Origin of the sequence: Reichenbachiella sp., from assembly GCF_965223055.1 — a bacterium.
Taxonomy (GTDB): Bacteria; Bacteroidota; Bacteroidia; order Cytophagales; family Cyclobacteriaceae; genus Reichenbachiella.
In genome coordinates, this window is sequence record NZ_CBDCVM010000011.1 from 197,592 (window position 1) to 212,059 (window position 14,468).

13 protein-coding genes are annotated in these 14,468 nt (G+C 35.1%); 11 read left to right on the forward strand and 2 right to left on the reverse strand.

Annotated elements, in window-relative coordinates; genetic code table 11:
• Positions 1 to 24: 24 nt before the first annotated feature.
• From ACOQO5_RS11935 to ACOQO5_RS11980, 10 genes are all read left to right on the forward strand, one after another.
• A complete protein-coding gene (locus ACOQO5_RS11935) occupies positions 25 to 1,182 on the forward strand; it encodes a DegT/DnrJ/EryC1/StrS family aminotransferase (RefSeq protein WP_420581909.1) in 1,158 nt (385 codons plus the stop codon).
• A complete protein-coding gene (locus ACOQO5_RS11940; protein WP_420581910.1) occupies positions 1,183 to 2,052 on the forward strand; it encodes an alpha-1,2-fucosyltransferase in 870 nt (289 codons plus the stop codon). It begins immediately after the preceding gene.
• On the forward strand, positions 1,989 to 3,062 hold the full coding sequence (locus ACOQO5_RS11945; protein WP_420581911.1) for a glycosyltransferase family 2 protein: 1,074 nt from the start codon (positions 1,989 to 1,991) through the stop codon (positions 3,060 to 3,062). Before ACOQO5_RS11940 ends, ACOQO5_RS11945 begins: the two co-directional genes overlap by 64 nt.
• The gene (locus ACOQO5_RS11950; RefSeq protein WP_420581912.1) at positions 3,059 to 3,964 is read left to right on the forward strand and encodes a glycosyltransferase family 2 protein; all 906 of its coding nucleotides are present in this window, start codon (positions 3,059 to 3,061) and stop codon (positions 3,962 to 3,964) included. The genes ACOQO5_RS11945 and ACOQO5_RS11950 overlap by 4 nt, the downstream gene beginning before the upstream one ends.
• The gene (locus ACOQO5_RS11955; protein ID WP_420581913.1) at positions 3,965 to 4,861 is read left to right on the forward strand and encodes a glycosyltransferase family 2 protein; all 897 of its coding nucleotides are present in this window, start codon (positions 3,965 to 3,967) and stop codon (positions 4,859 to 4,861) included.
• Between the two features lie 9 nt (positions 4,862 to 4,870).
• A complete protein-coding gene (locus ACOQO5_RS11960) occupies positions 4,871 to 5,986 on the forward strand; it encodes a hypothetical protein (protein WP_420581914.1) in 1,116 nt (371 codons plus the stop codon).
• Positions 5,946 to 6,857 carry a glycosyltransferase family 2 protein gene (locus tag ACOQO5_RS11965; protein ID WP_420581915.1) on the forward strand — a complete coding sequence of 304 codons (912 nt, stop codon included), beginning with the start codon at positions 5,946 to 5,948 and terminating at the stop codon, positions 6,855 to 6,857. The genes ACOQO5_RS11960 and ACOQO5_RS11965 overlap by 41 nt, the downstream gene beginning before the upstream one ends.
• Entirely contained in the window at positions 6,854 to 8,101 is a 1,248-nt protein-coding gene (locus tag ACOQO5_RS11970) for a hypothetical protein (protein ID WP_420581916.1), read from the forward strand. Before ACOQO5_RS11965 ends, ACOQO5_RS11970 begins: the two co-directional genes overlap by 4 nt.
• Before the next feature lie 8 nt (positions 8,102 to 8,109).
• Positions 8,110 to 9,261: a non-hydrolyzing UDP-N-acetylglucosamine 2-epimerase gene (wecB, locus tag ACOQO5_RS11975; RefSeq protein ID WP_420581917.1), complete on the forward strand. Its 1,152-nt coding sequence runs from the start codon at positions 8,110 to 8,112 to the stop codon at positions 9,259 to 9,261.
• 1,110 nt (positions 9,262 to 10,371) lie between these two features.
• Positions 10,372 to 11,229 carry a hypothetical protein gene (locus ACOQO5_RS11980; protein WP_420581918.1) on the forward strand — a complete coding sequence of 286 codons (858 nt, stop codon included), beginning with the start codon at positions 10,372 to 10,374 and terminating at the stop codon, positions 11,227 to 11,229.
• Positions 11,230 to 11,262: 33 nt separating this feature from the next.
• On the opposite strand, the gene ACOQO5_RS11985 is transcribed toward ACOQO5_RS11980, so the two are convergent.
• Together ACOQO5_RS11985 and ACOQO5_RS11990 are read right to left on the reverse strand one after the other, a co-directional pair.
• The gene (locus ACOQO5_RS11985) at positions 11,263 to 12,171 is read right to left on the reverse strand and encodes a formyltransferase family protein (protein WP_420581919.1); all 909 of its coding nucleotides are present in this window, start codon (positions 12,169 to 12,171) and stop codon (positions 11,263 to 11,265) included.
• Between the two features lie 51 nt (positions 12,172 to 12,222).
• Positions 12,223 to 13,149 carry a glycosyltransferase family 2 protein gene (locus ACOQO5_RS11990; RefSeq protein ID WP_420581920.1) on the reverse strand — a complete coding sequence of 309 codons (927 nt, stop codon included), beginning with the start codon at positions 13,147 to 13,149 and terminating at the stop codon, positions 12,223 to 12,225.
• A gap of 141 nt (positions 13,150 to 13,290) precedes the next feature.
• Between ACOQO5_RS11990 and rffA the strand changes: the two genes are divergently transcribed.
• Positions 13,291 to 14,433, forward strand: a complete 1,143-nt coding sequence (gene rffA, locus ACOQO5_RS11995; RefSeq protein ID WP_420581921.1) for a dTDP-4-amino-4,6-dideoxygalactose transaminase — start codon at positions 13,291 to 13,293, stop codon at positions 14,431 to 14,433.
• Positions 14,434 to 14,468 lie beyond the last annotated feature (35 nt).

Genomic DNA, 14,468 nt, shown 5'->3' on the forward strand with positions numbered 1-14,468 from the left:
AAAAGAATGTATAACATCCCTTTAATGAAAAATGCCTTTCTAGAAGAGGCTAAAACCAAATTTGCCCTGGCAGAATTCATTACCTCAACTAATAGGCTCAGCATGGGGGAACAATGTGAAAAATTTGAATCTTCATTTGCAAAAAAGCAAGGTAGATTATCATCGATATTGTTCAATAGTGGCGGAAGTGCCAATTTAGCCCTGTTGCAAGCTCTTCGAAATATAGATGCTCTTAAAATAGGCGACCGCGTTGCTTTTTCGGCATTAACCTGGTCTACCAATACTATGCCTATCATTCAAATGGGATTTGAACCAGTGGCTCTTGATTGTGAATTAGAGAACCTCAATGTTTCAGCTAGCATAGTAGAAAAACAATATTTTCACAAACCCTTCAAAGCGCTCTTTCTTACTAATGTTCTTGGTTTCACTGCCGACATTGGAAGTATCAGAGCATTTTGTGAATCAAAGGATATTCTTTTGATAGAAGATAACTGTGAATCGCTAGGAACTGAGGTTTCTGGTATCAAAACAGGCAACTTTGGTCTGGCTTCTAGTTTTTCATTTTATGTTGCTCATCACATGAGCACCATAGAAGGAGGAATGGTATGTACTGACGATGAAGAACTTAGTGATATGCTCAAAATTGTTAGAGCCAACGGATGGGATAGAAACCTTAACCCTCAAAAACAATCGAAGTTAAGAGCTGAACATTCCATATCTGACTTTGAAGCCAACTACACTTTTTATGATCTTGGTTTTAATCTAAGGCCAACCGAAATTACTGGGTTTCTGGGTCAGTACCAATTGCAATTTCTTGATGCTACGATTACTCAACGAGAGCAAAATTATTTAGCGATTGAAGAGACTATTATTTCCAATCCTGATTTTCACACGCTAAGCCATGACCATATTTCCAGATTATCTACGTTCGCCATTCCAATAATTTGTAAGTCGAAAGGGCTAAGGGATAAATATCTTGAAAAATTTGAACTAGCAGGAATAGAGACCAGACCAATGATTGCTGGAAATATGCAAAGACAGCCTTATTATGCTAAATATGTCACTGAATCCTATCAATTACCAAATACTGATTTGATTCATAGCCATGGTTTTTATTGTGGTAATTATCCTGAATTATTGAAAGATGAAATTCAATTAATTACTTCATGTCTCAGCCAATAAATGATAGTAACAAAAATTATAGGAGGTCTCGGAAATCAACTTTTTCAGTACGCTTTAGGCCGGCATTTAGCATTGAAAAATGATACCCAGCTATACTTAGATTTAAGAGCATTTGATGATTATTACTCATTGCACAAGTATGCCTTAAATCATTTCAATATCAATGCAACACCTGCCTCAGATAAAGAGCTCAAACAATTTATTGCACTAACAAATCCTTGGGAAAGAATAAGACGTAAATTTTCTAATTTGCTTTCTCCATGGCAGTTCATTGATGAGAATACTGAAAAACATCATGCTGATATTCTAAGTCTAACAGGGAATATTTATCTCGACGGTTATTGGCAGTCAGAAGATTATTTTATCGATGTCAGGCCAATGATTCTGAAAGAATTAAGTTTAAGAAATACATTATCACCAAATAGTATAGATATTTATCAGCAAATAGAAGTACAAACCTGTGCCAGTATTCATATTCGCAGAGGAGATTATTTATCTAATCAAAAAACTAATTCTGTGCATGGATTATGTGATCTCAATTACTATAAAAAGGCCATGGATAAGCTTGAAAACATAGTAGAAATTGAATCCTACTATGTTTTTTCAGATGATATCCTATGGGCAAAAGAGAACCTAAAATCAAGGAAAGAGTTAATATTTGTTGATCATAATGATGCATCATCAAATTTTGAAGACCTGGTGCTGATGTCCAAGTGCAGTCATCATATTATTGCAAATAGTTCTTTTAGCTGGTGGGGAGCCTGGCTTAATGAAAATGAACAGAAAATAACTGTCGCTCCTAAAAAGTGGTTCGCCGACGAAAGCAAAGACAGTTCAAGAATTATTCCGAAGAATTGGATCAAGTGCTGAACAAAATCAGTATAATATTACCTGTATATAACTGTGAAGGATACATACATCAATCCATTGACAGCATATTGGCCCAATCTTACCAGAACTTCGAATTGATCATATTTAATGATGCTTCAACTGACAGTACACTAGACATAATAAATACCTATAAAGATTCAAGAATCAGACTGATTAATTCACCCGAAAACAAGGGATACGTAGCTCATTTGAATCACGGCTTGAATATAGCAAGAGGCAAGTATATTGCCAGAATGGATGCAGATGATGTTTGCATGCCAGATCGCCTAAAAAAACAAATATCCTTTCTGGAGCAAAATCCGAACTATGACATCTGCGGTACCTGGGTAGAGCCTATCGGAGCTTCAAATGATAAGAATATATGGAAACTGCCGTCAACACATAATTCAATAATTATACATCAGTTTTTTTACAACACTGCCCTCGCCCATCCTACCGTCATGCTCAGGAAAAGTTTTGTCGATGAACATAACCTAAGGTACAATCATAATTTTATGCCGGCTGAAGATTATGAACTTTGGACTCGGATTTCGAAACTCACTAAATTCAAAAACATTTCCACCCCATTATTAAAATACCGTCAGCACCCACATCAAATCAGTCAAGTCAAAAAAGACCAAAAACAGGCTGCCTTGAAAAAAATTCGAAGTGCCCAGCTCCAATTGTTGGATATCATTCCCACGCAAGAAGAACTGGACATTAGTCTAATCATTTCTAATAGAAAGTTTTCACACCTTTCAAATCATTTAATAGATGTAAAACGATGGCTGACTAAACTTCATGAAAGCAACCAGAAATTGGGCATGTTTGATCAATTCTCGTTCAAACAAGAATTAGGTTACCTTTGGTGGATGATATGTACATGTACTGCCAGATCGAATCGAAAGAATACAATAAAATTATATTCGAACAGCCCATTAAGCAGTTTTTATCTTCCTACAAAGAGTGCATTACTTAAATTTTACATTAAAAGTTATTTTGGCTTTTGACCGCTGAGATTACAATCATTATCACCTGCTTTAATGAAGAAAAGTACTTATCGGCTTGTCTCAATAGCATCATTCAACAAACATTCATACATTGGGATGTATTAATTATTGATGATGGATCGACGGATGATTCCGTAGCTATCGCTCAATCCTTTGCAGATAAAGATTCAAGAATTTCAATAGTCGCCAATGAAATAAACCAGGGACATTATGCCTCTATTAACAAAGCCCTGAATTTAACTGAGTCCTCATACTTTACAAGAGTGGATGCAGATGATACACTTCATCCAAGCTACCTAGCCAGGTGTTATCATATGATAAGTAACAACACAGGCCTTGGTGCAGTTTTCGTAAACTTCAAATATTTTGATCAGCAAGGAGAGTCCTCAAGTAATTACCCTATAGAGGTCTCTGACAAAACTTTTGGGATTGCTGATATTCTTGAAGAAGGATCTCTTCAATATCAGGGCTCATTTTTCGAGGATTCCTTAACTAACTATTTTAGAGGAATTGGTCTTATGCGAACTGCTTTGGTAAAAGAATTCGGAGGATTTGAAGAGTGGAGAAGTGAAGCAGACTTATTGATGTATTTAAAACTTGCCAGCAAGACCAAAATTCACTGCATTAATCAGGCACTGTACAACTATCGCAGACACGAAGATTCAGCTACAGCCAAAATTTTCCATGAAAAAGAGGATCTTATTTGGAAAAAAAATCTTTTGCTTTGCGCAAATAAATTCTTCTTACAAAACGGTTTGTTGGAAACAAATGGTTTTCAAAAACAAAAGAAATCTATCATAAGAGAATACTATAGACACTGCATCAACCGATCTCGAAAATCATTAAAGTTTCACTTGGCTTTGTTCTATGCTGCTAAACTAGTTCTTAATATCCTACGCTAAATGTTTGATAAAACTTTTGCTATAATAGTGACCTACAATGGAGAGCTCTGGATACGTAATTGTCTGAACTCGCTAATAAGCGAACTTTCATTAAATCAAATTATTATTGTTGACAACTGTTCAAGCGACCAAACTTGTTCGATAATAGAAACAGAATACGCTACTTGCTCTTTACTGAAACAAGACAAAAACCTTGGGTTTGGCTTGGCCAACAACTTAGGAATAGAGCTTGCCATCTCTCTCGGGGCCGAATTTTTCCTACTACTCAATCAGGACGCATGGCTTGAAAAACATACATTGGCTAATCTGCAAAAAACTCTTTCAAGTGAAGTCGAATTAGGTCTAATTAGCCCGCTACATTACAACCCTTCATCAGAGACACTGGATTATCTGTTTTCGACTTATCTAGACAATAAAGTTGAAAGTAGGGGAGCACTGACTTTGGTTCCATTTGTCAATGCAGCCATCTGGCTCGTACCAATAGCTACAATTAAATCCATTGGAGGCTTTGATCCCATTTTTCCCCATTATGGAGAGGATAGAGACTATGTAAACAGATGTCTCTACCATGGTATGAAAATTGGTGTGCTCTGCGATCAAAAGGGATATCATGATCGAGACTCGGAAGCTCTCCCCTCTATCAGAAAAAGAAAATACTTTGAATATATAAACGCATTAGTAGAGTTGAAAAACATCAATAGTGATTTTTTGAAATCACTAATTACGAATACATACAAAATCATGAGATACACCATATCCTCAATAATCCGTGCAAACTGGAGTGACGCCAATACCGACCTGATTAATTTAACCAAAATCTGGAGTTCAATTAGAAAGATCAGAACACATAGAAGTTTAAGTAAAGCCAAAGGATCTGTATTTTTGAATCTAAAGTAAACCAAGCGTATGTCCATAAAAGATAAAACTATCTTTATTACCTCTAACGAGCCTTGGGGTGATATTTGGTATTCAAAGCAAAACTACGCATTTGAATTATCCCGAGTCAATCAAGTTTACTTTGTAGATCCGCCGACAAAGAGAAGTCTATTCAATTGGTTCAAATTCGAAGTTCGGTCTATTCGAGTAAGTGAGAACCTCAGTGTCATCCAATACGATCATATTTTACCATATCTAAGCAATTGGTTTAATAGATTGAACAATAAACTCGTCTCAAAAAGGCTTCGCAAATGGATAACTGAGCAAGGAATTAAGGATTTTATTTTCTGGTCTTTTGATCCCATTAGGCTGTACAACCCTAAGCTACTTGGTGCCGAACTTTCAATTTTTCACTGTGTGGACTACTTCTACTTTAAGCATCTTGGAGAACGGGAGTTATGCCTAAATAGTGATCTTTTGTTTGCAACATCAAAACTATTTCTGGACAATTATTCAATTTTTGATAAACCAAAGCATATCGTCCCGCATGGGATTTCGGAAGATGAGTTCACACTTGAAAATGACAAAAAAAAAGAGTACCTGCTTGATTTAAATGACTTCGGACTTTATATAGGCGTAATTGATCATCGAATGGATTTCGGGCTTTACGAAAAATTGATTACGACTTATATAGACACACCTTTCGTATTCATAGGGCCAATTAGAGTACAAAACAACGAGGCGTTCGTAAGAATATTTGAGCAGAAAAAATACACTAATGTTCATATTTTGGGTCCAAAGCATTTCAAAACATTGAAATATTATATTGCACAATCTTCTTTTTGTCTTTCCTTAATGGACATGAATTTCCATATGAATACCGTCCACCATCACAAAACCCTAGTTTATTTGTGCCAAGGCAAGCCTGTCTTTAGCTTTATATTTGAAGAATACAAACATCTGGGAGATATTATGTACTTGTCAAATTCTCACGATGGAATTATTTCACTTCTTGGTGAATATCTCAAATCCGGCGAAGTGGGCGATTTAGTTTCTGACAGAATCTCCTATGCCAAGAAATTTACATTTAAAAATATAATTGAAAGTGCAGGAAAAATCATCGAAGAACACCAAGCTACCTCCTAAAGTTTCGGTTATCATCCCATGCTATAAGGCAGCCAAATACATCGAACAAACGGTAGTATCTGTTCTTGATCAGACTACAAATGATTTTGAAGTAATCGTGGTAGTAGATGGGTCACCTGAGAATGAAACGGAGATTTTGGAAAGACTAAAAGCGAAAGATGATAGAATAAAAATATTAGTTCAAGAAAACGAAGGAGTTTCGAGAGCACGAAACAACGGTTTTTCAGTTTGTAAAGGTGAGTATATTTCATTTTTAGATTCAGATGACATTTGGCTTCCAAATAGACTTGAAAAACTCATGGTAAAAATGAATCAAGGCAATTTTGGTCTTGTCCAATCAGACATTGAAGTAATAGATGAAACAGGGGAAAAAAAGGGAGAAATCAAACATGGAAAAGAAGGCTCAGTGCTTGACGATTTGTTGCTTTGGAACGGAGATGTGATCAATGCACCTAGTAGTACGCTAATTAAGAGAATGGTTTTAGAAGATGTGGGGCTCTTCGATGAAGATCTATCTACAGCTGCCGATCAAGAACTTTGGTTTAGAATTGCCTCAAAATACAACGTAGGGTTAGTTGCCGAACCCCTTTCTTTTTACCGAAAGCATGATAGTAATATGAGTTCTAATATATCATTACTAGAAAGAGACCACCTCAAAGCTTACCAAAAAGCAGAAAAATTAAACTTATTCAAAAGTTCCGCTTTTAGAAATCAGTGCTTTTCAAATATGACAATGATCATTGCGGCCTGTTGGATGGGAGATGGCAACAATTGGTTGAGAGGACTTCGATTGCTAATGAAAGCTTTGCTGATATATCCAAAAAATTTCACTAAACTTCTTATGAAGATCAAAAAGAAAATAATACAATGAGCAAACCCATTAAAAACGGATCTCACCTCATTGTATTTATTTACAACAGCTTCTTAGATCCGTTGTTTCAAAACATTCTATTCGATTATTTAAAGTCACTATCATCGAAAAAGAAAATCACTTATCACGTAGTGACATTTGAACAATCACAATATAAAATTAACTGGAAGGAACGTGAGCATATTTCATATCAACTTAGAAAAAATGGAATTGAATGGTATCCAATGAAGTTTCATACGGGAAGGTTTCTTGTTCTTAAAAAAGCATTTGACCTGATACAGGTATTCTTTCTTATTGCGAAATTTAAGATAAAGCTAAAAGCCAAAGCCATCTTAGCATTTGCCAATGTATCGGCAGCGTATAGTTATATTTTCGCACGTATTTTTAGATTAAAACTTCTCGTTTATTCATACGAACCTCATAGCGACTTTTTGGTTGAACTTGGCCTCTGGAATGTCAACTCTACAAAGTACAAACTGCTAAATACCCTAGAAACTAAAGCAGGAATTGAAGGTGATTATATCATGACGGGTACTCGTCATATGGTTGAGCTATTAGAAAAGAAAAAGGCTAAAGGAAAAGTATATAGAGCACCTACCGGAATTGATAAAAGCAAATTTTATCCCTTGGATGTGAATTCAATAAAACAAACCCTCGGAGTAACTGATAAGAAAATTCTTTTCTATATCGGGAAATTCGGAGATTTATATTATTCGCATGAAATACCAAGATTATTTCATATCCTGAAAAAAGAAATTCCAGAATTATTCTTCCTGGTCATTACACCGAGTCCAATTTCGGAAGTTGAATCCTATTTCAATCAGTATGATATTCAACCGGAAGATTACTCACTTTTAGCAAGCAACTTTACTCAGGAGGAAATAAATAAATATATCAACGTGGCCAATATTTGTCTAAGTGCAGTTCCTCCTTCATATTCTCAAAAATTTAGATCGCCTACCAAAGTCGGTGAATACCTAATGTGTGGTAAACCCTTCATTACATGCCGTGGAGTATCAGAGGACGATGAATATGCCAGCACCTATAATACCGGTGTTGTTGTAAATGACTTTTCCATCGCTTCAATTCAAACTGCAGTTCCTGCTGTTGTTAATTTATTAAATGAATCTCCTAAGGTTGTTCAAGAACGATGCAGAAAAACTGGCATAGCCTATAGAGATAAAAACAATGTCTTATCAGTTATGGATAAAATCCTCGATGAGATATATTGCAAAAACAATTAGTACTACTTATGAAAATAATATTGGTTGTAGGTGCTCGACCCAATTTTGTTAAAATCAGTCCTTTGATCAAGGCTATCAAAAAACACAACAATACATCTCATCAGTCAATAAACTATGTTTTGGTTCATACTGGTCAACACTATGATCCATTTATGTCAGATACATTTTTTCAATCATTGGAAATACCGCAACCTCATTTCAACTTAGGTATTGGATCCGGAACTCATGCAGAGCAAGTAGGACATACCATGATTGCATTCGAAAAAATACTCAAATCAGAAAAGCCAGATTGGGTAGTTGTGGTTGGTGATGTTAACGCCACCTTGGCTTGCTCAGTTACAGCAAAAAAAGAACAGGTAAAGGTTTGCCATATAGAAGCAGGACTGCGATCAGGGGATATAAAAATGCCGGAAGAAATCAACCGATTGGTTACCGATCGTTTGTCAGACTTACTTTTAACCCCAGACCAAATTTCAACTAATAATCTTCAAAGAGAAGGCACAGATCCAAGCAGAATAAAAATGGTTGGAAATATCATGATCGATTCACTAAACCATGCACTTGAGACTGCCAGAACACTGGATTTAAATGAGATCATTAAACGTAATTCTACAATTACATTAGATTCTCACTTCGAGCCCGAAAATTACGCACTGATTACACTACATCGACCGTCAAATGTGGACCTTCAGAAGGATCTGACTAAAATTGTAACATTCCTTTCTAAAAATGCTGCAAAAGAAATTCCACTAGTTTGGCCAGTGCACCCTCGTACACTAAAAAATCTAACAAAATTCGAGTTACTTGAGAAACTCAAAATGAATCCTAATATTTTTTTACTAAAACCCTTGAGCTACTTTGATATGCTAAAACTAAATAGCACGGCCAAAGTAGTAATAACAGACAGCGGTGGATTACAGGAGGAATGTACTGTATTAGGAACCCCATGTCTAACCATGAGATTCAATACGGAAAGACCAATCACTCTTCAAGAGCGCGGAGGAACATCTACGCTCGTGGGTACTGATTTGGACAAATTAGAAATTGCTTTCAAAAAAGCCCTTCGTCAGAAAAGGTCACCCCATATTCCTGAGCTATGGGACGGGCAGACTGCTGATAGGTGTTTGCAGAGTCTTATAGAGACTCATTCACAAAAATAAAACTAAGGTCTAGTTATAATGAACTTAGAATCTAATAAGGAACTGATTTTCATCTTTTTAGTATCTCCGTTGTTGATTTCATTGGCATCCTATTTATTCGGGTATGCATTACTGAAGATTCTCAGGGTTTCGATTCATGAAAAGTATATGATCACTGCACCTGCTATGTTCGGCTTGATGTTGCAGAACGTTTTAGTATCAATTGTAATAACACAAGGCCAAACCATTCAACTACTTTTCTTACCGCTACTTATGGTATTATTTATCATTAGCCCAAAAAGTAGTCAAAAAACTCGAATCAACATTCATGAAGTACTCAAAGGAACATCTATAATAGTTATCGTTAGCTCTATTTGGTCCTGCTTCTATTTTTTTTGCTTTCAGCCATTAATCTTTGCTCATGAAACCGAACAAGCATTGTATCAAGATGTATACTTCTATGTCAGAGTGTCTGAGAGTATTTGGAAAAGTGGATTTGAAAATGTCTTGTGCGGAATAAACTCCAGTCCGAGTTTCAATGGGGGAATCATGCCTTATCATTATTTTGAATTATATCAAAACATAATTCAAAGCAAACTATTTGGATTAAACTCCCTCTGGACATTTATCATAAGTGTTCCTATAGTTTTTGTTACTATTCTGACTTTAGTCTTCAATTCAATTCTGAGATCATTGGTACACTCAAAAAATAGATTCTATATTCTTGGATTGAGTATGCTTTTTCTATTTGTTTCAGGGTTCAATATTCTTCCATTTTCGTACGTCGAGAAGGGGGCCTTCTCGGTTAACATCATGAATCATGTTACTCCAAAATACTCAGTGATACTAATTTGCTTTTTGCTTTCCAGCCACTGTGTCTTCATTGGTAGATATATCTATGCCACCATACTTCTTTGCACTCTCCCCGTATTCACATACTTAATGACACCTGTGATATTGTGGACCATACCTATAGGAGCTAGTATCTTGTTCTATCTAAAGAGAATAAATCTAAAGGAGTATTTTTTGTGCTTGTCAGTTCTGATTTTCAGCACACTCTTTTCTTTCCTGTTTTATTCCTTTACATCAATACCACAAGAATATCAAACGCTAGGCATGAACTATAAAGCGGTGTTTGAAGGATTAATGAATAATTTATATTATACAGCGAAAAGAATAGCCGGAACACATGTTTACTACAGTCTAGACTATTTAATATATTTTGTCCCTTTCCTGTTATTTGTATTCAAATCAAGGCAAGAAAAGCTTTTTCTCAAGAACTATATCCCTGTAGTAGCATTTATATTAATTCTATTCGAAGGTGCGATAGTTTCCACATGGTTGTTGTACGACTATTTTGAACAAGCATGGCAACCTCAATACTATACACTTTGTCTTGGTAGTATTGTTTTAATTTTTTGGTTTTACTTGTGGAGTGAAAAACTAAAAGATGCTTACTCGAAAGCTGTGCTAATTGTAATCATTGTAATCTCAGTTTTCAATATCCAAAATACGCTAAGGAATAATAAAATTATAAATGATGAAAGGTTTGCCAAATATGATGTTTCTAAAGATTTTTTCGTACGAGCAAATGAACTTTTCTCAAGCTCAAAAGATGCTACTGTAGGGTTTTGGGAAAGTAACCCTGATAAACCTACTGTTTATCCGATTGGAAATATTCTAATGCACATCAATTCACAAATTAGCCTTGAGTGCATAGACCCAAGTCTAATTAGTGACAAAAACAATAAGGCACAATATAATGTCACAAGCATGTCAGAATTTCACAACAAGTTTGAATACCCAATAAATATAGATTCCATAACGGCCAAATTCGTTGATCTATATGAGATAAAATATATTCTGGGATATGATGTGCCACCCGAAAATTCAATATTAAACGAAAGATCCAAGGTTGTTTTAAAAGATTCTATTAGTAATCTATCCATAAGGGAGTTTTTTGCGGGAACTAACAACAATGATTTCTAGTGAAGATACAAACTGATCTATCAGATTAAGAGCCTACCTCAAAGTTCTTCTATTCGACAATCTTATTCTAAAATTCGAAAATGGAATTGCAGATTCCCCTGTATCTTCCTTTATTGCCTTTGTAATTTTCAAAAGCCCTTCGCCGCAAACAATGACGGGTAGATCATCTTGAACGAAAATTTGTTTACCAACCTGCTGACAGCGATTTTCTATTACCACATCGTCGACAGTGACGGCATCAATAATCCTGATCATGGCAAATCCATCAACAAAAGTTGAGGCACCTTTGTACGGGCTTGAAAGTGCATTGATAAAATTCAAGATGTTTCTAGAATTTGAATTCCAATCAATCAAATAATCAAGCTCATCTCTCCATAAACTGTAAGTCGCTTCCTTTTCTACCTGTACCGTAGATTTTAGATCTTCATCTGATGCCAATTTACCAATAATATGTTGAGCTAATTCCACATATAACGGGGTTATCAATCCTATGGCTTCCCCAATTTTAATAGGATAAGTAATACTTCTATGTAGCTGAGATATTACCTCTCCTTTATCGTATTCAGAGGAGGCATAAATAGCACTAACACCAATTTTATTGTTGCCACTAATCAATGTGTTAACTAAAGGAGCAAACCCCCTGTACTTAGGAAGTAATGAGTCGTGAAAGACGATTAACTTAGAATTCGCCTCCTTTATCATCCATCTCCAAGAAACCGCAATAGAATATTGTGAAGTAACTTTAAAAACAGAAGTTCTTTTATAACAATTTATTTTTGATTTCTGACATGCGTTGATAATCTCTCTACTATAGTCATTTTCAATATTCATATCCTTACCGTATATCACAGCAGAAATATGAGATTGGTATCCGCTAGAAATCAGTGCAGACAGAACTTCAAATCCCTTAATCGTCATCAGATATAGTGTAACTGTGTTCATAAAAAAATTAAGTTTTTGCTGAAACTGTTCCTATAATAGCTAATCAATGAGTTAAAAATTTTCTGTTTTTTGAACATAATAATCTGGTCGTTGCTTCACATTCTTAAAAACTTGGGCCAGATAAAGACCTATCACTCCCAAAATGAAAATTATCAAACCGCTAAAAAACCAAATACTTGCAACTATACTTGCGTATCCTGGTACATGAATATTCCCACTTAATTTACTCCAAATGCTATAAATGACGAATAATACTGCCAATGATGAAATGGTAAATCCTAACTGTATTACCAAGTGTAATGGTCGATCAGAATAAGAAATAAAAATCCTTATCGCCAGCTTTATGAGTTTATTCCAACTATACGATGACTCACCTTTATAGCGTTCTCCATGTTTAACTTCTATGTAACCGGATATAAAACCCATTGATCTAATCAATGTAAAAAAGACCTTTTCTTTTTCAACTAACTGATTGTACTGATCTATAACATGTCTTTTATATATCCCAAAGTTTGCAATCGTGCCATCGTATGGCACCCCTAATAGAAAAGAAAAAACTTTATAAAATATAGAAGTCATAAGTCTTTTAAGAAATCGATCCGTGCGATCAATCCTACGTGCAAACACAATATCAAATCCTTTTTTTGCTTCCTTGTAAAGATTTATTATCTCATCTGGTTTATCCTGCAAATCACAATCCATCACAACTACAAAATCTCCCCTCACCTTTTCTAATCCAGCATTAATTGCATTCTGCTGACCAAAATTTTTTGCGAGTTTGACTCCTTTGATTCTTTTGTCGGTATGGGATTCCTTTACAATCGCTGACCAAGAGTCTTGTGGACATCCATCATCTACAAGAATTATTTCAAATTCCGATTGAAGAACTTCAAGAGCCGATACAAGCTGACTTACTAATTCTGGTAATATAGATTTACCCAAATAAACAGGTATAACCACGGAGAGAGATTTATTCATATATTAAGTCTTAAATTCACCAACCGAAAGAATTACGTTTCAAGTTAATATCCTGTAATTTATATAGATTAACATTTTTTGAAATCAATAAGTAAGGCTTTTACTCTAAGTGTATTTTTTGAATAAAATTCGAAAGTTATAATGACAATACCTTTCAATAAACCACATCTTACCGGACGTGAAACTCTTTACATTACCAAAGCAGTAGATAACGGCCATATCTCAGGAAATGGGAAATTCACAAAAAAATGCCACGCATTTTTTGAAAAACACTATCATTTTAAAAAATGCTTGTTAACCACCTCTTGTACAGATGCACTCGAAATGTGTGCAATTCTACTCAATATCAAAAAAGGGGATGAAGTAATTATGCCAACATTCACATTTGTTAGCACAGCCAATGCCTTTGTTCTCAGAGGAGCTAAAGTAGTTTTTTGTGATTCGCAGATTGACAATCCAAATATTGATGCTGACAAAATCGAAGAACTTATAACAAAAAAAACCAAAGCAATTGTGGTGGTTCATTATGCTGGTGTAGCATGTAAAATGGATAAAATAATGACAATTGCAAACAAGCATAATCTCTTTGTAGTAGAAGATGCTGCTCAAGCTATTGACAGTTATTTTAATGAGAAACCATTGGGAGGAATAGGACACCTCTCTGCTTTCAGTTTTCATGAAACCAAGAATCTAATTGCAGGTGAAGGAGGTATGTTGGTTATTAATGATGAATCATTATTAGAACGTGCCGAAATTGTCTGGGAAAAGGGCACAAATCGAAGTGCGTTTTTCAGAGGAGAAATAGATAAATACAATTGGGTTGATATCGGCTCTTCATTTCTTCCTTCAGAGATTAATGCAGCCTTTCTATACGCCCAATTGATGGAAATGGAAAATATTCAGAACAAGAGAAAACAAATTCACGAGCAATATTTCAAAAAATTAAGCCAATCTCAAAATTCACTATTCAAGCTACCTACTCTTCCTCATTATGCCACCAATAATGCACATATGTTCTATTTAATATGTAAAAATCAGTCAGTAAGAAATGGTTTAATAGACCATTTAAGGAATCTAGATATACAAGCAGTCTTCCATTACCTACCTTTGCATAAAAGTCCATTCATTCAAGAAATTACTAAAACCTCACCCAAAAATCTAAAAAATGCAGAAAATTTTGCCGGAAACATTATTAGACTTCCTTTCTACTATCAACTACAAAATGATCAAATCAGCCTCATCTCTAAACAAGTCCTTTTGTATTTGAATAAGTTTGTTTGGTAAAAGATCATGAATAAGTCAAAACCAAAAAACAATAT

Bases quoted from the DNA above. Each gene is read 5' to 3' on its own strand.
- rffA (WP_420581921.1), top strand. From the start codon at position 13,291: ATGACAATACCTTTCAATAAACCACATCTTACCGGACGTGAAACTCTT.
- ACOQO5_RS11970 (WP_420581916.1), top strand. From the start codon at position 6,854: ATGAGCAAACCCATTAAAAACGGATCTCACCTCATTGTATTTATTTAC.
- ACOQO5_RS11935 (WP_420581909.1), top strand. From the start codon at position 25: ATGAAAAATGCCTTTCTAGAAGAGGCTAAAACCAAATTTGCCCTGGCA.
- ACOQO5_RS11955 (WP_420581913.1), top strand. From the start codon at position 3,965: ATGTTTGATAAAACTTTTGCTATAATAGTGACCTACAATGGAGAGCTC.
- ACOQO5_RS11985 (WP_420581919.1), bottom strand. From the start codon at position 12,171: ATGAACACAGTTACACTATATCTGATGACGATTAAGGGATTTGAAGTT.
- wecB (WP_420581917.1), top strand. From the start codon at position 8,110: ATGAAAATAATATTGGTTGTAGGTGCTCGACCCAATTTTGTTAAAATC.
- ACOQO5_RS11990 (WP_420581920.1), bottom strand. From the start codon at position 13,149: ATGAATAAATCTCTCTCCGTGGTTATACCTGTTTATTTGGGTAAATCT.
- ACOQO5_RS11960 (WP_420581914.1), top strand. From the start codon at position 4,871: ATGTCCATAAAAGATAAAACTATCTTTATTACCTCTAACGAGCCTTGG.
- ACOQO5_RS11940 (WP_420581910.1), top strand. From the start codon at position 1,183: ATGATAGTAACAAAAATTATAGGAGGTCTCGGAAATCAACTTTTTCAG.